This is a genomic window from Bacillus timonensis, from assembly GCF_000285535.1.
Classification (GTDB): Bacteria; Bacillota; Bacilli; order Bacillales; family Bacillaceae_L; genus Ferdinandcohnia; species Ferdinandcohnia timonensis.
This window is the reverse complement of sequence record NZ_HE610985.1, coordinates 162,546-181,854: the sequence shown is the minus strand read 5'-3', so window position 1 is coordinate 181,854 and position 19,309 is coordinate 162,546. Positions and strand designations below refer to the sequence as shown.

The 19,309-nt window shown below is 35.3% G+C and carries 17 protein-coding genes and 2 pseudogenes; 5 read left to right on the top strand and 14 right to left on the bottom strand.

From position 1 onward, the window contains the following. Positions 1–409: 409 nt before the first annotated feature. The 4 genes and pseudogenes from BTHG_RS27760 to BTHG_RS01220 all read right to left on the bottom strand — a co-directional run bounded on the left by BTHG_RS27760 (position 410) and on the right by BTHG_RS01220 (position 7,939). Positions 410–3,492 (bottom strand): annotated as a pseudogene (locus tag BTHG_RS27760) (type I restriction endonuclease subunit R, EcoR124 family). A 14-nt stretch (positions 3,493–3,506) separates the two neighbouring features. Further along, positions 3,507–4,739, bottom strand: coding sequence for a restriction endonuclease subunit S (locus BTHG_RS01230; protein WP_010281097.1), 1,233 nt, complete (start codon positions 4,737–4,739; stop codon positions 3,507–3,509). Then, the gene (locus tag BTHG_RS01225; RefSeq protein ID WP_010281095.1) at positions 4,739–7,300 is read right to left on the bottom strand and encodes a type I restriction-modification system subunit M; all 2,562 of its coding nucleotides are present in this window, start codon (positions 7,298–7,300) and stop codon (positions 4,739–4,741) included. Before BTHG_RS01225 ends, BTHG_RS01230 begins: the two co-directional genes overlap by 1 nt. 135 nt (positions 7,301–7,435) lie before the next feature. Further along, complete coding sequence (locus tag BTHG_RS01220; RefSeq protein WP_010281091.1) at positions 7,436–7,939, bottom strand: hypothetical protein; 504 nt, start codon at positions 7,937–7,939, stop codon at positions 7,436–7,438. Between the two features lie 249 nt (positions 7,940–8,188). On the opposite strand from BTHG_RS01220, the gene BTHG_RS01215 reads away from it, so the two are divergent. The 3 genes from BTHG_RS01215 to BTHG_RS01205 all read left to right on the top strand — a co-directional run bounded on the left by BTHG_RS01215 (position 8,189) and on the right by BTHG_RS01205 (position 9,511). Then, a complete protein-coding gene (locus BTHG_RS01215; RefSeq protein ID WP_010281090.1) occupies positions 8,189–8,386 on the top strand; it encodes a hypothetical protein in 198 nt (65 codons plus the stop codon). 109 nt (positions 8,387–8,495) lie between these two features. Next, complete coding sequence (locus tag BTHG_RS26590) at positions 8,496–8,636, top strand: hypothetical protein (protein ID WP_157256093.1); 141 nt, start codon at positions 8,496–8,498, stop codon at positions 8,634–8,636. A gap of 11 nt (positions 8,637–8,647) precedes the next feature. Next, on the top strand, positions 8,648–9,511 hold the full coding sequence (locus BTHG_RS01205; RefSeq protein ID WP_010281088.1) for a site-specific integrase: 864 nt from the start codon (positions 8,648–8,650) through the stop codon (positions 9,509–9,511). 73 nt (positions 9,512–9,584) lie between these two features. Here BTHG_RS01205 and BTHG_RS26975 read toward each other — a convergent pair whose 3' ends face one another. From BTHG_RS26975 to BTHG_RS01160, 7 genes are all read right to left on the bottom strand, one after another. Continuing rightward, positions 9,585–9,839: a hypothetical protein gene (locus tag BTHG_RS26975; RefSeq protein WP_198420969.1), complete on the bottom strand. Its 255-nt coding sequence runs from the start codon at positions 9,837–9,839 to the stop codon at positions 9,585–9,587. Positions 9,840–9,889: 50 nt separating this feature from the next. Continuing rightward, a complete protein-coding gene (locus BTHG_RS01195) occupies positions 9,890–10,471 on the bottom strand; it encodes a hypothetical protein (protein WP_010281084.1) in 582 nt (193 codons plus the stop codon). A 63-nt stretch (positions 10,472–10,534) separates the two neighbouring features. Continuing rightward, a complete protein-coding gene (locus BTHG_RS01190) occupies positions 10,535–10,753 on the bottom strand; it encodes a hypothetical protein (RefSeq protein WP_010281082.1) in 219 nt (72 codons plus the stop codon). 503 nt (positions 10,754–11,256) lie between these two features. Further along, complete coding sequence (locus BTHG_RS26085; protein ID WP_010281081.1) at positions 11,257–11,805, bottom strand: HNH endonuclease; 549 nt, start codon at positions 11,803–11,805, stop codon at positions 11,257–11,259. Positions 11,806–12,180: 375 nt separating this feature from the next. Further along, entirely contained in the window at positions 12,181–13,191 is a 1,011-nt protein-coding gene (locus BTHG_RS01170; protein ID WP_010281079.1) for an LLM class flavin-dependent oxidoreductase, read from the bottom strand. A 277-nt stretch (positions 13,192–13,468) separates the two neighbouring features. Beyond that, a complete protein-coding gene (locus tag BTHG_RS01165) occupies positions 13,469–13,753 on the bottom strand; it encodes an ArsR/SmtB family transcription factor (RefSeq protein WP_026021640.1) in 285 nt (94 codons plus the stop codon). A 139-nt stretch (positions 13,754–13,892) separates the two neighbouring features. Then, on the bottom strand, positions 13,893–14,513 hold the full coding sequence (locus tag BTHG_RS01160; RefSeq protein WP_010281074.1) for a hypothetical protein: 621 nt from the start codon (positions 14,511–14,513) through the stop codon (positions 13,893–13,895). 324 nt (positions 14,514–14,837) lie between these two features. Between BTHG_RS01160 and BTHG_RS01155 the strand changes: the two genes are divergently transcribed. Further along, complete coding sequence (locus BTHG_RS01155; RefSeq protein WP_010281071.1) at positions 14,838–15,446, top strand: hypothetical protein; 609 nt, start codon at positions 14,838–14,840, stop codon at positions 15,444–15,446. A gap of 284 nt (positions 15,447–15,730) precedes the next feature. Here BTHG_RS01155 and BTHG_RS01150 read toward each other — a convergent pair whose 3' ends face one another. Beyond that, positions 15,731–16,912: a DnaJ domain-containing protein gene (locus tag BTHG_RS01150; RefSeq protein WP_010281068.1), complete on the bottom strand. Its 1,182-nt coding sequence runs from the start codon at positions 16,910–16,912 to the stop codon at positions 15,731–15,733. A gap of 138 nt (positions 16,913–17,050) precedes the next feature. Here BTHG_RS01150 and BTHG_RS01145 point away from each other — a divergent pair, with 138 nt between their 5' ends. Further along, on the top strand, positions 17,051–17,503 hold the full coding sequence (locus BTHG_RS01145; protein ID WP_148361126.1) for a hypothetical protein: 453 nt from the start codon (positions 17,051–17,053) through the stop codon (positions 17,501–17,503). Between the two features lie 471 nt (positions 17,504–17,974). On the opposite strand, the gene BTHG_RS27755 is transcribed toward BTHG_RS01145, so the two are convergent. Together BTHG_RS27755 and BTHG_RS23970 are read right to left on the bottom strand one after the other, a co-directional pair. Continuing rightward, positions 17,975–18,106 carry an HNH endonuclease gene (locus BTHG_RS27755; RefSeq protein WP_332306417.1) on the bottom strand — a complete coding sequence of 44 codons (132 nt, stop codon included), beginning with the start codon at positions 18,104–18,106 and terminating at the stop codon, positions 17,975–17,977. 32 nt (positions 18,107–18,138) lie between these two features. Next, positions 18,139–18,913: pseudogene (locus BTHG_RS23970) on the bottom strand (SDR family NAD(P)-dependent oxidoreductase). Between the last annotated feature and the right edge of the window lie 396 nt (positions 18,914–19,309).

Below are 19,309 nucleotides of genomic sequence, written 5' to 3'. Positions count from 1 at the left end.
ATTTTTTATGATGTTATTTATTCCGTCCCATTATTCTATTCAATATAATTACACTTAAATAGGACCTATGGAATGCTTTTTAAATTTTTTGTGACACCGAACCAATGACGAACGCCCGATTCTTAGGATGAATGGGGTGCCGTCTATTGCAAGATTGTAAAAAAGTAAAGTCAATCGTAGAGAGTTTTGAAAGCATTTCCATTAGAATAAATTGACTTTACATTTACTTCCATTCTCTTCCCTGCTGTTGATTTAAAATATTATGGTACGATACCGGTGGTCGGGGTCGAAACTGACATATATTCCTTGATATTGAAGGTTTATACACTTGTAGTGTGCAAAATTGTATAAAAGATTTTGATGTGTTAATTTACCAAGCAGGTATGTCACATCAAATCCACCATTAAGGTTAACTATATTTTTGCTTGGTTTCAGCAATCCACTCTGGAAGTTTGTCAGTTAGTGTCATATTATGCCTTAACAAATTGCCAGCCGATTGATTGGTTGCCTTGTTAAAATCAATACTACTAATCAGTTCATTAATGTAAGGAACTACATCAGGCTGCGAAGTAGAATAGGAATTCACAGATTTTAAAAGCAGTTCGCTATCTAATCCCCACTCTGAAGAAAAATTAATAACAGTATCCTTCAGCGTATCTGTTTTCCAAATCTCAAAAGCTTCATCAAAGTTTATATCGTTCGATAATTTACCAGGTACGAGCTGAGTATCAACAAATTCTTTCAATAACTGTGCTTGCTCATGTTCCCCCATGTTACTCAACTCTTGAATTTGTTCATAAATAATCCGGAGTGTTTCACTATCCACCGTTTGTATGCCGTACGGTGAGGTAATCTTTGAACCGATTAAAGTAAGAATATGATGTGCATCGATTACTTGTGTTCCAGCCAACTTCGTTTTTCCAACAAGAGGATTAATCGGTATTGGTGGAGGCGGAGTTCCCGGCTTCCAGGTTAAGTTTTTATACGCACCGACATATTGCAACCAAGTATGCTCATCAATACCAAAAGATACACCATCCCACTTAAATTGATAGTATTGTTCTACCAAATTCAATTGCTCAGCAGCATCTTTAAAAGCAAGTAAAAATGCATCTTTTCTGTCCTCATCGTGTTCCATTGTCTGCCATTCAGTAGGGTCAGGTAAAGTTGGAATCATTTCCGCAACTTTTAATGCTAATTTCTTCACAGCAGTTGCATAGGTATCAACAATTGCCTTATTGCTCTTGCCACCACTTCCATAAAGCTTCAAAGCTTGATTCACGATTTCTTCGGTTATCCGTGGATATTGGAAGTTGATAATCGTTCCAAACTCTTTATTTGAACCAAAAACACGATTTGTTCGTGAATAGGCTTGAATCAAACCTTGAAGTTCAAGTGAACGATCAACATAAAGTGTATTAAGACGCTTAGAGTCATAACCTGTTAGCAATTGGTCTGCCACTATCACAAGGTCTATATTCTTAGGATTTCTTCCGCTACCGCCTCGAGTAGCACGTTCCACGACATCTTCAAAGTATGCATCCTCGCCATGTTTTTTATCACCAGCAACAAACTCAATTCCTGTAAATTCAGCATAGTCTTTAAACATACCTATGACAATTTTAGGATCCAGAGGTGTAGGATCATTTTCGTTACCGAAGCTAAACGTCATTGCTACGTTCAACTTATCCCCACGGTCTGCCAATTGTTTCTTAAATTCATTATAATAAGCAATCACACGATTTTTATAGGCAACTGTCAAAATCGCATTAAACTCTCTTCCTTGTGATTGCGATTCCCAGTTATTCAAAATTTCTTCAACAACTCTTGGCATATGTGTTTCATCTTGGTATACTAGCAATCCCTGTTTTTTAGCTTGCTTTTCAACCTCAACTTCTGACATTTCTTGAACTTGACGTTCAACTTCTCTGTCAGTCATTTCAGGATGATCTTCCTTAATTTTCTCAGCTATTTGGTCTCTTAAATCATCGTAACTCTTAAATTCCCCGGTGTTGATATAGTCTACATGAAAACCTAATACGTTTTTATCCGCAATCGCTTCATCAATTGTGTATTGATGTAGCTTAGGTCCAAATAGCTTTTCAGTCGTATTTATGACTTCACTTTTTTCATTAACCTTTCCTTTGATTTTATTTTCATCAAATAAAGGTGTTCCAGTAAACCCGAAGAAGAGTCCATTTTTCTTGAAATACCTCTTAATAGTTCCCATCATCTGCCCCATTGTCGTACGATGGGCTTCATCAATGATAAAAACGATTTTCTTATCTGCTAAACAAGCATCGTGAGTTTCTTCCAGTTCTTTAACTAAAGAATTTAATTTAAATGTTGTCGTTACCACAATTCCGTTTTTAGCTGACTTGAGTATTTTTTTAGCTGGAAGGTGTGTTTCGTATCATCAACAGAAACGGACTCGTAAGCAGCATAGGCTTTAAAATTTTCACTGGTACGATTGTCTAGCTCTCGTCTATCAACAAGGAAAACGACTTTATCAAATCCTGCTCTAGTTGATAAAAACAAAGCAGTCTTAAAACTCGTGATGGTTTTCCCTGACCCTGTAGTGTGCCAAACAAAACCACCATGAGGTAATTTTTCATCATTGTCCCAACCAAATGCTGCCCCTTCAACCGCTTGTAAAGCGTGGACTTGATATGGACGCATAAGCATATGACGCCTATTTTCTTCGTCTTTAGCTTCGTCAATCACCAAGTAATCTCCTACTATTTGATGCGCCATTGGAATCATCAGAAAATTACTCACAACTTTTTGCCATTTATTTATTGGTTTATTGAATTTATCCGCCCAATGAAAGACGAAACTAGGGTTAAATTCTCCTGCTGTTTTTGGAGTAGCGAAATATCGAGTTGCAATTTCAGAAGTGATGACCATCATCTGCGAAAATGCCATAAAGTTATTACTGTATTCACCCTCACGATAGTAGCGGATAAACTGTCCAAATGCTTCGTCTAGCGTTTTGTCCGTACGTTTTTGCTCTATATTTATTAAAGGCAGGCCGTTGATAAGTAAGACTATATCAAAACGGTTGTTGTTTGGTGTCTCTACTTCTCTTGCAATCCTATAACTGGAGTCCCCTCCACGCACTTCAGCCTTTTTGAAGATAGTAAGCGTAATTTGTTTCCTTGTGATATTTGGATTGTCATCACGGTAAATTCCATCAATCTTTCCTTTTGAATCTTCAATAGCTAAAATCTTCGCTGCCTCGTAGCTATTTCGTATTTGTTTAACCTTAGTCATTACTTGACGGAACTCATTCTCAGTTAATTCTACACCTTCAAGTTGGTCTGCATTCATTCGGTTAAGTTCACTACGCCAATGAGTAATCAAGTCATTAACAGTCACCTTTTTCTTGTTGCCGTCTAAAAAATCGGGTGCTTCCCACTTATATTTACTTAGTTCTTGGACAAAATTCGTTTGAAAAGCTTTCTCTGCTGCACTTTTTGGTGCATTGCCCATAACGTACCTCCCTTCTACACAAACATCTCCATTAGGTAAGCTTTTTTAATATTTTGTAGTTTTTCTAATTTACGCTGATGAAGAGCGATAGTGTCGTCTAGTTGTTTGAATAATTTTCCTATTTTTTCTTGTTCCTCCAATATCGGGAACTCTCCTATCATGTTTTCAAACTGCTCTCGTGAAATATAAAATATTGTTGAACCAGCAGATTCTCGTTTCATCTTTCTTTGAATACTTGTCGATTTAAAAAAAGCATATAAAAAATCAATATTGTAGTTGGTATTTGGGACCAAACCAATAAAGGTTTGGTTAGTTATTAAGTCATTGTTTACAATAGCAACAACTCCAAAAGTTGCACTTGCTGATACAATTAATGAACCTTTAGGTATTACTTTTAAATTCATAGATTTAATTGTTTCTTCAGAAACAAATTGTCCACTTGTTGTACCATTAATAAACCTACCTTCTATGTCTTCGATTCTCGTCCATGGTACAGTTCCAGAAAATTCTTTGGGTTTGTCTCTCATTGGAACAATAAAATCTTTAAAGACTGTTTTCAACTTACGCTGCTTCCAAGCTTGAGTAAATCCTGCAAATCTCCGCTTTGGCTCAAGCTCACCTTCAGCAGGGAACATTTCAGAAAGATACGCTGATTTTAATGCTTTCATCTTTTCTAACTTACGTTGTTGAAGGGAGATGAGATTGTCAAGCTGGTAAAAAAATTCACCGATTTTCTTCTGTTCTTCTTCACTTGGTAACATAATCTCTTGATTTTTTACTAAATCAGAATTCAAGTTAACTTGACTACCAGGCTGTCCGTATTTTTGCCATTTCGGGCGGAACATCTCCAACCACTGGAACATGAATTCACGGTTAAATTTTGGATTTTGGAAGATTAAAAATCCATCGTGAACGCCAGTCTTAACATGGTTCACAACAGGTTTACCCACCGTTGCAGCGATACTCAATAATAAATGTGTTTCAGTTAATACACGAGTTTTTTCTTGCCCAGCTTTTGATATACGTTGTTTAAGAAAATGAATACGTCCGTCTTGTTCAGTCACATCTGCAATTCGTAACCACCCAATATCAGATTCATCATCAAACCATTTTGGATCTTGAATAGGTCTGGGGCTTGCACCACGTACAATATCAGCTAATTCCCCGAATTTCCGTTGTTTCCAAGCGTGAGTGTTTTTAAACTCCTTAAATCTCCTTTTGGGTACTAAACTCTTTTTATCAGTCATTATCTCACCACCAATTCACTCATCAATTGTTCAAATGCTGATTCTAGGTTACGACTTTCCTCGTCAATCACTGACAAAGTATCCGAATAACGATTGTGCAACATTTGCAATGTGCTCAATTCTTTTTTAAGTGGAACCTCTACCAAATCAATCATAGCTTCCACTGTATTACTGAACCATTTTTCAAATATTAAGCTGTCAATTTCTTCGTTTGTCAAAATTATGATACGTTCTTGCACCTCTTCTTTGAGGGCTTTTTCATCCGCTTTCACGGCTTTGCCCAGCGCTGATTTATCTGCAAATAACATCTCCACTTTTTTCAACAGGTTATATTCAACTGTTCCCTTTGTTGCCTTTTTCAACTCTGCTTTGACTAATCTGTTTTCAAATGCCTCTCCAGCATCATTCAAGGTTTCGCATAAAGCAATGGCTTCATTGCTTTCCTCCACTTTCGCAGCCTCAACCAAGTCAGACAGCTCCGTTTCAATATCTATAATACGAGTTTTCTTTGTTTCGATTTCTTCTAGTTCCTCACTGTATAAACGTTTTGCAATCAACTCATTAGGTACGATACTGCCAACCCATCCGTCTTGTTCTTCACGTTTTTTACTACCAGTTCCTTTCGTGACCATATTAGGTTCACGAGTGCGTCCTGCTGTATAGAAATCACTTAGTGCAATAATTTCTGTATCACGTGTCAGTGTATTCTTCCAAATTTCAGCCACAATCTGATAGCCATCATAAACATCAATATATTTGAACTCTGACAAAATCACCTTAATTTCTACAAGCATTTCCTCCATTAACCCAGTCAAATTACTGCTTTTGTCTACATTTCGTAAAATGTCCCAGTATTTATCAATATAGGACTTTGTCTTGTCTTCAATTTCTTTCGATTTTTCAACAATGCGGGAATCGTTAAGTATATCATCAGAAATTTCCTCAACTGGTTTCAAAAGTTCCACATAGCCGTTACGGATTTCTTGCAAAGATTGTCCCAAAACATCTGGTACTGTAGACTGCAAAATCTTCAAGTCATCAATATTTCTTTGAGGTATTCCACCAAGTAGATGTGCATCTACATCTTGAGGAATTTCTCCGTCAATCGCATCAATATATCGAGGAATGTTCATGTTATAATCATTTTCCAGTATTTCCTCACGAGTTGCTAAATGACTGTACCCCTTCTCTTCTCTACGTTTGATATACGTATCAACGATTTTAGAGATGTTTTTTTCCTGTAGAACGTTTTGTTTTCCAACTTTAATAAAGCTATGAGAAGCGTCAATGATTAAGACTGGCTCACCAACTTTTCTGTTCTTCTTCAGAATAATAACAACGACAGGAATACCAGTATTGGTAAATAAATTGCTTGGCAAGCCGATGATAGTATCTATGTAATTTTTCTCAAGCAATCGTTTACGAATCTCACCTTCAGCTGAACCACGGAACAGAACCCCGTGAGGCAAGACAATAGCCATCGTACCGTTTTGACCTAAGTGGAATAGTCCATGTAAAAGGAATGCAAAATCTCCTTTAGAGTCTGGTGGTAACACTCCAGCAACTTCAAAACGTGGATCGCTTACTTTTAGCCCTTCTTTGTTCCAATTCTTTGCAGAATATGGTGGATTCATAACTACCGCATCGAATTGCACACCTTCGTTAGGGCGCTCTGGATCTTCTGGCCAGTCTTGGGAAAGGGTATCTCCGTTTTTAATCGTCATCTTTTCTGGCCGAACACCATGAAGCAACAAATTCATACGAGTTAAGTTATAGGTTGCTGTGTTCTTTTCTTGACCATAATAGTTCATATGCTTTTGATCATCTTCATCTAGATGTTTACTAACTGTTAAGAGTAGTGAGCCAGAGCCAACAGTTGGGTCATAGATTGATTTAATATCAGATGATTTCGCAACGATTTGTGCCATGACTTCACTGACTTGTCGTGGCGTGTAGAATTCACCAGCCTTCTTCCCAGACTCCATGGCAAACTGACCGATAAGATACTCATAGGCATCTCCCAGAATATCGCCTTTTTGCAATGCAACCATGTTCAAATCTGCAAACAGTAAAATGAGTGCCTTAATATTTTTACTACGTTCGTTTAAATTGCTACCTAAAGCAGTATCAGTTAAATCAAGAGTTGAACTTGAGAACAATCCTTTGAAGTCACTCGAATCACCTGATACCGCAATAGTACGCTCAAAGTTGTTCAAACTATCGGTTACTTTTTGAAGTTCAAAATCTCCTGAATTGATGTCCTTTAGCCAAGTCTGATACAGGTACTCTGGCGAGACATAATAACCGAGTACATTTTGAATCATTTTATCTAGCTGTTCGCCGTATTCTGCTTTTGCCTTTATGTATTCCTCAACCAATTCGAATTCAGTCATTTGTCCTAAACCGCTGGTCAATTTGAATGTTTCTAAAGTCTTATCACTCAAAAACTTGTAGAACATTAATCCAAGCATATAATCTTTGTAACGACTGGCATCCATTGAACCACGCAGTTCATTTGCCCCGTCCCATAATCTCCGTTTTATTTCTTCTGATGTTATCACTTCGTATCCTCCATTGTTTATTATTTTTTCAGTCCAATAATATCGCATATATAAACAAGCACCTAACAGACTGAGAGTGCCCGTGTCAGCACCTTCTTCGGTAAAATCGTCAAAATAATTAATAATGATCCCTGTTTAAGCTTTATTCACAAAATAATGCCTATATTTTCTTGCAACATCGGATATTTCTTCCCACAACGTCACGGTTCCATCATTTTTTACTACAAATACTTTCCCGTGTGATTTGCCAGCATCTGTGCACATCGATGAGAAATTCCCATTAAAATCTCTCACTAATAGAGATGGCTCAGTGCTACAAACCATTTGCATTCCATTTTTAGTTACAACTCCCTTAGCCTCCAATAAAAAAAATGCTTTTAATATCTTGTGGTTGATTTGATTTGGTTTTTCAGACCACTTTGGAATTCTGGAGATTGCTTTTCCAAATTGTGCATCACCCATATGATGTTTTATACCTGCTGTCAAATCTTTTAGTTCAGAATCAAATGATTGAATGATATATTGGCGAATAAACGTTGCCAATACCTCTGATTCCTTTTCCTTCTTAAGTTCCAGAGAGATTTTAAACTTCTCCAATAGATCTTTTTCTATTCTAAAAGTATAATCTGTTCTCTCCATCTCGTTCATCACCACTCATTTACTAATTATTTACTCATAAGTCCTATAAAGTCATTTTACCATTGTCTTATAATGTTTAACATTGAATTAAACAAAAATTATCAAATGAATAACTAAAAAAGACCGTTCATGCAACCGCAGATTGGAGCCACTACTATGGGAATCACCAAATCAAAATTCGAGCGATATAGAAAATTATCCATCCTAAGTGATGAATTTAAGGATTTACTGGGATGTAATAAGTAAACAATGGGGCCTGGATATGAACTTGCTACGAGAGATATGGAAACTCAGAAAAAATATTTTCAGCAGCTAGCCCATCTCCCTAAAATCAATGAGAATCATATCAAATATATAGAAGAAAATTCTCATGGAAGAAGTACTATCATGGTTGGACTTGAAGAAGAAAATTCAAAAACAAAACAAGAAGTATCTATCCCGAAATAGAAAATCTTTGCCATCAATACAGAGATACCGAGAGCAAAAATGATGCACAGGATTTTATTAAACTATTAACAACATTAATAACAGACCATGAACTACAGGAGGATTAAACTTGTCACAGAAACGAAACTGGAAACTTACCGCAAAAGAGCAAGCCTTTTTTAATAATCTATGGAATCAGATAATAGCAATTTTTAATTACACTAATCATCAACAAGGTTACAGAGGAACAGAACGGTATAGGAATGGTTGAGGGCTTTTTGTATGCATCTTGCTATTAAATACCGAACTCAAAACTTTAGAAACTTACAAGATAAGCATCTTATTATCTTTATTGAAGAATCCATCGCAGCAGGTGTAGATATATCAACATTAAAGACAGATCTATCTGCAATCAGGAAGCTTCACAATCTTATACCTAAAACAAGGTATAAGCTAACTATTGGAAATGATTTGTTGGGTGTTGAGAAAAGAACGAAAAAGCTAATAAATCGTACTTGGAACGAAAAAGAGTACAATGTCGCTATTAATCTAGCACTTTTAATGAACAGAAATGATGTCGTTTGGTCCCTAAACCTTGCTTGGACTTATAGTATCCAATTAGAAGAATGTACTGCTTTGGCTAGAACTCAACTTAAAGAAGCTTTAGTTCAAGGATTTTTATCCTTAAAAAATACTAAGAACGAAATATTAAGAGATATTCCACTCAATTCAGATGCTAAAATGATAATCTCTAACATTATAAAAGAAGCATCTTATGAAAGGTTTTTTGTTTACCATGGACGCAATCACATGCAAGCTAAGAAAAGTATTCAAAATTGGATTATCAATAATCGTTCTAAATTTACAGAGCAGAGTGATCAAGTACAAGGCAATTTAGATATTAATAATAGTGATTACATCGTACAACCAAAACTAACATACCATGGCCTCCGCCATTCTTTTGCCAGAGAAAGACATCGAGAATTTATTGGCAAAGGCTTTTCCCGACAGACATCTCGGAAACTAGTAGCAGAACAGCTTGGACATGGACGAGATGATGTAACTCGAATTTATCTTGGGCCTATATCAGATCCTGAAATGATTAATATTAATTCCCCCTCCCATTACGAGGGGGATTCTGTCTAAAAACATTAATATTCTTTATTCTTTATCCCTGCTTAATAGATTTTTATAGAGAAACTCAACATCATAATAATAATTATATACTTTCATCCTTTTTCCCACGTGAATATGGTTCTTTTTCTTTCCAAATCGGACCTTCCTTTGTATTGTAATGCTGCCCATGCCCCTTAACATTATGTTCCGTACGAGAAGCATGGGTAGCAGTATTTGTATTAGCTCTTTCATTTGCACTATTTTTTATTTCTATAGAATCATTTACGTTTTTTTCATTTCCCTGATTATCAATTAGACTTGATCCCGGGCCCGAACCACTTCTAAACAACTTGTTCAACAATACCCTGCCAGCGGCTTTAACTGGAGGAGAGGTTAATATTTTTCCACCTACATCAAGCGCCATTTAGTACGAGATGCATATCCAAAGAAATTTGCTACCCTTTTTGTAAAGCCATTATGCTGGGATTTGTTAACTTTTTTATTCTCTTGTACACATTTGGTTTTTTTATTATTTCCCATTCCGTTTGCATATTTTATATTTTCAGTTGAAACTTTAATATTTTTCTTGGAAACTTCTTCGAGTTTTTTCTTTTCTACTTTTGCGATGGTCATATGATTCAAATAATTTTCTGGTATATTTGGTAATTCAGAAGCTTTTTTACAGAACTCATCCCAGCTAGAGCGATTTTCTATTTTACCTGGTAGTTTAGATAACTTATCTCTTATTCTATCTTGATTTTCTTTACTGGCAACAAACGGTCTATCTTCTGAATCAGCGGATGTAATACCATCGCTTGCATATTTAAGATAATCCATCATAAGCCTATTATTGTCTTGTTTATTCCACTCTGATTTAAGAAGCCTCTTCTTAGGAGGTAATTGTTTGAGCTGTTCAAACTTCTCTCTTTGCTTGTCAGTAAGCATTTTTAATCCTTCTTCGGTTGTCAGAATACCATCCATATCAACCATAGCTATGTCATATCTACTATTTACAATTTTGTTCCACTGGTCTAAGACATACGTACTACCCCCTCATTTTATATCTGGCCCGGGGATAGCTTCATATTTATCACCCTTTTTAATGATATGTAATAAATCTGCCTTTGAAGTTGAATCAGGATTAATTATTATCATCAAAAAATTTCCCTTATTTTTTAACGCAGTATATTCAATACATGCCAGCCATTCAGCTAATTTACCTCTGAAAAGACTTAAATTGTTATCCCTGATTGCACTAATACTCGTTGCCATGCTCTGAGGCTTTTGTAAAATTGAGTCAATGGTTGCCTCGGAATATATGCTATTAGTGGCATATTTTTTTATAGTTTTTTATAGCATCTTTAATACATGCATGAAATTCATTAGGTACAACGTACTCATAATCAAGTATTTCCAACATATATTCACGTTGACCTATACTAATATTCATCTCAATCACCTACTTTCTTATACAAATTTAATCCCTTTTTCAACGCTTTTTAAATTCAATATATCTCTCTATGGTAAGCCTATAATGATTGAATAAAATTTGGAAATTTCTCTTCAATTAGCTTTATAAGACTAGGAGAAACCTCTTTTTCTCCATTATAAATTCGCTTACTATAATTCCATTCAAACGTCCTTCATAATCACGAGCTGATTTTTCTCTAAACTTGTATTCTTCCATTAGAAAACTCTTAAAATCCATGATAATTCCTTTTCTCCTTTTCTATACTTTATAGTAATTTTGCTGTATCTTGTGACACGACGAAACATTAATTATTTTTAATCCGCTCTTTTAATTGCTCTACAGATAAATAGGAACCGCTTTCCATTCTATGTAGCAATGCATGACAGTTTGGACAAACAGGAATTAAATCTTTGATCGGATCCACTTTATAATCCCCCTGTATTTGATGTAGGGGAACAATATGATGTACATGAATAAAATCTTTGCCCACTTCCCCATATTTCTCTTCAAAGTTAAAATTGTAAATTTGACATTGAACACCGTAAAAATCCATGCATTGCTTCCTAGCAAGGGGATTTCGCTCATATACGCTAACGTTAATAGTTTTACGTTTTCCTTCTTCTAACCCCTTAGAAACTTCTTCAGGATAATATCCCTCCGTTAAGCCATGTTCAAAAAATGACATGATATAGTCATGTAATTCTCCCTTGAGCTTCATAGCTCCTTGAATATTTCCTTTTAGACTATAATTTCGCAATTTTGCAAGAGAAAGCTCTGGAGTATCTATCTCATCAAGTAATCGAATTCTTGTATAATCATATTCCCTAGACTTTTTATATTTTTCTTCATCCAACCAAAATTTTTTATCATATGTAATATCTTTATCCTTTACAATACCTTGTATAACTTCTACTTTAAAGCGGACTTTTTGAATATTACCGGATACATAAATAAATAGGATATCGCCATTTTCATAGTTAAAAGAACACTTCCAACAATCGTATCATAATAGCTAAATGCACCTTCTACGTCATAATCATTAGGATTAGCAGGTACCAACCAAACACGACGGGCGTTCCGAACGGCATTAAATTTAACAATTGAATTGGTGAAGAATTAGTTCGAGAACAATAAAAAAATCAACCTATAGCCTTTAAAAGGATAGGTTGACTTAGTATTATTTTAAAAAGTCGTTAACTATGGAAACATCAACGCCAGGATCGTTTTCCTATAACCCAATTATTTCTGCCACTAATTGGTGAGAGTTGAGTCGGGCATTGTGGTCATAGACCGTTGTACTTACCATTATCTCATCTACCTTCGTCTCATCTAAGAAGGATTGCAGCTTTTTCTTTACAGTAATAGGACTTCCGATGATTGTGGAGCCTAATTGTTTTTCTAAAATTGCCTTTTCGTATGGGCTCAAGAGCTCATCAAAATTCTTTACTGGTGGTTGTAACTGTGATGGTGTATTCCTTATCATATTTAGGAAGTTTTGTTTTAAGGAAGTAACAAGCAATTCTGCTTCCTCATCCGTTTCTGCCGCTATAATGTTTACTGCTACCATTGCGTAAGGCTCCTTATAATCCTCCGATGGTTGGAAGTTCTCGTAATACAAGTTCAGGGCTGGTAGTGTGTTTTCAGGTGAAAAATGACTGGCGAAAGCAAACGGCATGCCGAGTTGTGCTGATAATCTTGCACTAAACCCACTAGAACCTAACAACCAAATAGGGATATTTGCTCCTTCACCAGGGATAGCTCGTACCGGTCCAGAACCTTGAAAATAGGCTTGTAGTTGCTCTAATTGTTCTGGGAACTCAACGCCATTGGTGTAGTTTGCTCCACGAAGGGCATGGGCTGTTCGTTGGTCTGTACCTGGTGCTCGCCCTAAACCTAAATCAATTCGACCTGGAAACATCGCTTCAAGGGTTCCAAATTGCTCCGCAATAACCAGTGGTGAGTGGTTCGGAAGCATGATTCCACCGGATCCTACACGAATAGTGGAAGTATGCGCTGCTACTTGGCCAATGACGAGAGATGTTGCAGAGCTTGCTATGCTAGGCATATTATGGTGCTCCGCTAACCAGTACCGTTTATAACCTAGTTTTTCTGTTAGCTGTGCTAATTCTACCGAATTTTGGAAGGATTGGCTAGGCGTCCCTCCTTTTACGATGGGTGCAAGATCAAGGACGGAAAAGGGTATTTCGTTGATAGATTTTGTCGGTCTAGACATTGACATACTAATCACTTCTTTCTTTTTTTATATTAATTTGATGGAGTCTGATAACTCCAAATAAGCAAATAACACTACTATATCTAACTAATGAAAAATACACCATACTTCCATACTGGTAAGGTATTTCTATAAAAATCGAAATATAGACCATGAAATGATTAGGTAACATATGTATTTTATTATTTCTATAAATTTGAAAATAAAAGTTAAGATAATTTTTCCTTATCTATTTCTATATACATCGAAATATGAAATAAATTAAAACAGCTAAACATATAGACTAAAAAGCTTTCTCTTGGATTAAGATTGGTGCGTACTTTTGTAAGATGTCACGATTAAGATTATAGTAACGATAAGTCCCCTCTTTTCTTACAGAGACTAACCCGGAGTCAGTCAATATTTTTAAATGATGTGATAAGGTAGAGTTAGAGTTAATTTCCAGTTCCTCGGTCATCTCCATACAAGGCTTATGTGTTTCAGCTGCTAAAATTTTTATAATTTGTAAACGTGTAGGCTCACCAAGTGCTTTATAAATTTTCACTACCATTACATCGTTCACGTTCATACACTCCTCTGAATGGTATTTCGATATATGTTGAAATACATGTTATAGTTTTTACAAACCTTTGTCAAAAACTATAACCTTACCTTAATCAAAGACCGTGGTCGGATTCAATCCAATATGTAACTGAATTTTCACCTGTTCAACCAAAAATCAAACTAAAAATACGTTCATGCGCATCATATATTTTATCTGCCTCTTCAAGTTGTTTGAACTCATCTCGATATAGACCGACAAATAAATCTAATTCACGAAGTTCAATCAGAATATTAACCAACACTTTTGGAATGTCCTCCCATGAGTAAACCTCATCGATAATATCGCTTAATTCATGATAGATTCGTTCAAATTGTTGTTCATCCAACCCTTTGCCATTTTGAAGTTTTTCGAAAACATTTCCGTTTTCGTTGATTTTCTCAATCAGTCTGGCAATCACTTTCGCTTTTTCGGGATCAATTTCACCGGGTTCTTTCGTACATCTTTGAATCAGCTTTTTACTTTCTTCGGCTGCTTTCTTGATACGAACTGATTCTTCACCACTGTATAGTAATGAAAAGTTGTACAATTCATCGTATAGTCCAACTAAAGTGGGAACGACTTCACCAGGTAAACTTGGACGATTCTCCCATTCTTCCACACAGACGGTGAGCGCCTTAACCAACTTTTCATACTCCTTTTCATCGAAACCTTTTCCCATTCGCAGCTCTACAAGTAAATTCATTTCTGATTGTTCAAAGGCATCTATTATCTCTTTGTTTGTCACAATCTCACTCTCCTCTGCGTATAAGCTGTTTACCGTGGGTATTTGCAAAACAACCATTCCTCTATGATTTTTTTCATGATTATTTAACTGTTAGTAAATTATCTTCATTTATACTATTCTCTATATTGAACGAAATTCCTATCTATAGGCTAATAATCTATTATACTAAAAGGTAATAGATGAAAATATTGAGGAAGGAGCTTAATTTATGTCCTGGTTTCAAGAAAGAACAGCCTACCATCAACACATGAAGTACCGAGAATCACATCCCGATCCTTATGTAAAAAATTTGGAACAAACAAGCATGTTGATCATAGCAAAGTATTGTCCGATAACTTATCTGAAAATCAAAGATTAGTCGATACAGTTTTATTTCAATTAGTAGCCATATTGCCAGAAACAAAGCTATCTTTACCACAATCGATTGAAGTACATTTTGCATCTTCAATAGAAGAATTTCATGATAATGATTATTCAATAATTGGATGTGTCTTACCTTATAAAATTTATCAAAATGGAAAAAAACTTCGGGATGGGCAGTTAAAGGTATCGAATTGGGGAAATAGAGGCGAACCCGCTTCAGTCTATGAGGATGCATTTTCAAGATTTCTTATCTTTGATATAAAAAAGCAAAACACATCTAAATTTAATATGTTAACCCAATTTGGGTTTCATAAATTTTTAAATGCAAGATATAAAAGGCTCTTACATGAGTACAAAATACTGGGCGTTTCGAAAGATTCGAAACAACAAATCCTTCATACTTTAGAAAATGTTTTTAGACTTCAAACAACGACAGATTCAGTAATCTTACCAACTGTTGAAATAAGAGAAAATGAATGCACAAATTTACTACCTCTAATTGAACTCTTATTAATCATAGGTTTAGTAAAGGAGTATTTTCGTGGAAGGCTACCAGAAATACATATTTAATAACAGGAATGTTGGGAATTGTACTTTCTTCTGTATTACCAAAATAGATAACAAAACTTAGTGAGTTTACATAGTCCGTCTGCTAGCCACGTGAGGTGCTTCCCTCAGCTGAGACGGCCAAAAATAAGACAGTCAGTAAAAAAAACGCTGTAAGTTATTATTTACAGCGCTTTTTCTATGGTTTCTTGATGATAGGTTATAGAATTTAATATGCTAATTCCTATTCACGTACGTCTTACGAAATTTTTATCGAACGGGAAAACTTCTGCTGGAAATAAGCTAGATTAATAAACTCTTAGATTGTCACTGATATTTGAATAACTTTCTACAAAACCATTAGAGTCAAATCTAACCGTCGAATAATCATATGACCACGAATTGTTCGAAACTCCAGATGGAGTTCCCATTGCCTCTAATACCTCTTCTTTTGAGGAGCCAATCGTAAAAGATACACTAGAAATTGGTTCTGATATAAACACATTTAGATTATCACTAATATCTGACCAACCAACTACTTTATCTGCATCAAAAGTGACATCGGAATATTGATAACCCCAACTATTATGATAAATGCTGGTTGGGGTTCCCATTGCCTTTAGTACATCATCCTTCGAGGAACCTAATGTGAATGTTACACCTTCTTCTTTTTCCCCTAATTTTACATTAAGATTATCACTAATATTCGACCATCCTATAACAAACTCTCCATCAAATGTAACATTTGAGTAATTATAACTCCAACTATTACTATATACAGAAGATGGCGGACCCATAACTTCCTTAACTTTTTCCTTAGAAGAACCGAGTGTAAAATAATGTTCATTATTTATTATCGTATCTTGAATCTTCTCTTCAGATGAAACCATATTTTCTTCAGTATCAATACTAATTTTCTGATCAATTTCTTCGATTATTTGGTTGTTATCCTCTTCATCGGCAATGGTAAATTCTCCAACAGGCGCAACTTCGTCTGGCTCTATCGAATTAGTTTCTTGCTCTTGCTCAGATGTGTAATCTTCAATAAAACTAGTTTCAACATCTAGATTTTCGCTTTGTATACCATCATTTTCTATTATGTTAGTTAATACGATAAAAAGTATAATTAATGATATTCCAGTAACCCTATATAGTAGTCTCCATTTAAATCCTGATGATTTACGATAATCATGATTATCGGATTTTGTCGCCTTTTTTTCAGGATTAGATGTAGCATCCTTCCATTGTTGTAGAGTTTCTTCATGAGATTTTTTTAAATAGTTTAAGTAAACCTTATTATAATGTTCCCTTGAATTATTATCATATAAAACTTGATATGCTTCTTGAATCAATTTAAACTGACTCTCAGAACCACCAACATCGGGATGATATACCTTAGCTAAGTGACGATATGCTTTTTTAATCTGTTCCAGACTTGAATTATAAGGGACACCCAAAACCATATAATAATCCGTAAATCGATTTTCCATCTGAACCTCCTAATATAATAGGTACAATCTGATTATAGTAAGAAATGATTATATTCGCTTTAGTAATTTTTGCTAGGAGTTCTTATGAAAAACAAAATATGGCTCGTGTTAGATATAATAATAATAATCGTACTTATTATGATTTGCATCAATCTATATCAAAAGTCAAAACGATTAGCACTACTAGATGTTGAACAACAAATTGAACTAGAAGTTACTCTTACCGACATTAATCTGCTTAATAATCAATCCGTTGGTAACAACTGGGATACTGGAGTAAAGGTCAATGATACCTTCTTACCTTTAGGGAAAACGCTTAATATTACAACTACTATTAACGATAGTATGGATTTTGTCGTAGGTGCCAGGGAGATCGATAATATACCTGATGTAGGTATTACTACCCACACAGTTGAAATCAAGGATTTAGATTTAGTAGAAGGTAATACACTTCATATGGAAGTAGCAGTACGGGAGAATAGAGGTAGGTATACAGGAAACTACGCTTATTTTGAATTTTTAATAAGAATTCAAAGAAAAGTAAAATTGGTCGATATCATGAATAAAATCACACAGATTCAAGTTGAATAGGGTTCGTTATTCTGCATCCTCAATGGACATTGGAGAACCAACCCTTGTTTTATTGGACGAATATTTAATGAAATAAACTACAAGTGCAAATTGCGAAGTATGAGATATATCATACTATAGGAAAATTTATTTTACTCGGACTTTTATGAATGTTAACTTCTCGTTCGAAGTTATTCATCATGAAGTAGAGAAAAAAATAATGGAACAACTTATTAAATTAACAACAAATTTGGATTCAATCTTGGATTTGATTGAAAAGTTTAATGATATTTTTTTCTCACCTTTTTTTGCATATCCATAACATGATTCTATAAAAATTACAGTACATAGGATAAACCTTGGAATAAAAAAAGAGCCTTGCTCAAAAGACTCCACGATGGAAACCATTACCTATTTGGTCACTCATATAATATAATTAAGAAATTTGAAACAACAGGGCCAGACAACTGGGCAAACCCACTGGCCCTGTTGTTATAAACCTAAAATATCTACTATTATTTTCGCAAAATCCGTTAAAGTAATGGTGATATAGCCACGATCAAATAAAGTATAAAAGTCTTTTCTCAGCAAAAGTCCATTCTTGATTTCGTGACTACCTTCCAAAAACAGTGGGATGTTTTCTTACTCAAATTAAATTATTGTGATGACGTAGCAGACATACCGCCATCGATACGAATCATTGTTCCATCAATGAACCTAGATTTATCTGAACCCAAGAATACCATCAAATCTGCAATTTCTTCTGGAGTCGCATAGCGCCCCAATGGAACTGCGGCCGCAAATGCTTTTTGTGCTTCTTCAGCATGTTCCTCCCCAACTGCATTTTTTTCAATTCTGCGCATCATATCTGTATTTGTAGCGCCCGGAGCAACTGCATTTATGCGTACCCCATATGACGCCATTTCTAAAGCTGCAGATTTTGTAAGTCCGAGAAGAGCATGTTTCGATGCAGCATACACACTCATTCCCGGCGCACCAAGCCATCCGCCGTTTGACGCTGTGTTGACAACAGCACCAGATTTTTGTTCTTGCATAACACGGAGAACGTATTTTAATCCGTAATATGCACCGAAGAAGTTAACATCCATTACAAATCGCAAGTTTTTTTCTGTTTGCTCTGTAATTGTTGCATTGGCGCCATTTACACCTGCATTGTTAATGAAAACATCGATACGCCCATATTTTTCGACGGTTTTATCAACATAATTTTGTACCTGATCTTCTTTTGTAACATCTGCAGGAACATATAAGATATCACTGGCCTCCATTTGTTCGGAAGCTTTTTTTAACGCATCTTCATTCAAATCCACAAGCTAATTTTGCGCCTTCCTTTGCAAATGCTTTTGCTGTTGCAATACCGATACCTCCGGCTGCACCAGTAATTAGAACAACTTTGTCTTTTAATAACATACAATCATCTCCTATTTATTGTAATATTGATACACATAATGCCAAAATGGGTAATAAGAAAAATAAAGAATGATTATTAATAAGGTTAGGAATACTCTACAACAACACGAATTCCTTGTTCCAGTCTTCCACCCTTTCTTATCGATTTTCTTTCATATATTGTCCCGAACTATATAAAAAATTCGACCCATGTATAAACCGTGCCACTTACACTTCGAAAATTTATCTTTTGATAGAAGGATTATAAAAAGACATTGCTACACAAGCAATGCCTCTAGAAAAATTATTCCATATAATCCTCTACTAACTCATAGCATCTTTCCTCAGTAACATCTGCGGACCACGATTGTCTATTATAAAATGGTTCTATACTAAAAAAAGTGCCAGCTCCCCCAA

Coding starts and splice junctions, on each gene's coding strand:
- BTHG_RS01230 (WP_010281097.1), bottom strand. CDS start 4,739: ATGACTGATAAAAAGAGTTTAGTACCCAAAAGGAGATTTAAGGAGTTT.
- BTHG_RS01220 (WP_010281091.1), bottom strand. CDS start 7,939: ATGGAGAGAACAGATTATACTTTTAGAATAGAAAAAGATCTATTGGAG.
- BTHG_RS01215 (WP_010281090.1), top strand. CDS start 8,189: ATGGGGCCTGGATATGAACTTGCTACGAGAGATATGGAAACTCAGAAA.
- BTHG_RS01205 (WP_010281088.1), top strand. CDS start 8,648: ATGCATCTTGCTATTAAATACCGAACTCAAAACTTTAGAAACTTACAA.
- BTHG_RS01195 (WP_010281084.1), bottom strand. CDS start 10,471: ATGGTTGATATGGATGGTATTCTGACAACCGAAGAAGGATTAAAAATG.
- BTHG_RS01190 (WP_010281082.1), bottom strand. CDS start 10,753: ATGGCAACGAGTATTAGTGCAATCAGGGATAACAATTTAAGTCTTTTC.
- BTHG_RS01170 (WP_010281079.1), bottom strand. CDS start 13,191: ATGTCAATGTCTAGACCGACAAAATCTATCAACGAAATACCCTTTTCC.
- BTHG_RS01165 (WP_026021640.1), bottom strand. CDS start 13,753: ATGAACGTGAACGATGTAATGGTAGTGAAAATTTATAAAGCACTTGGT.
- BTHG_RS01150 (WP_010281068.1), bottom strand. CDS start 16,912: ATGGAAAATCGATTTACGGATTATTATATGGTTTTGGGTGTCCCTTAT.
- BTHG_RS01145 (WP_148361126.1), top strand. CDS start 17,051: ATGATTTGCATCAATCTATATCAAAAGTCAAAACGATTAGCACTACTA.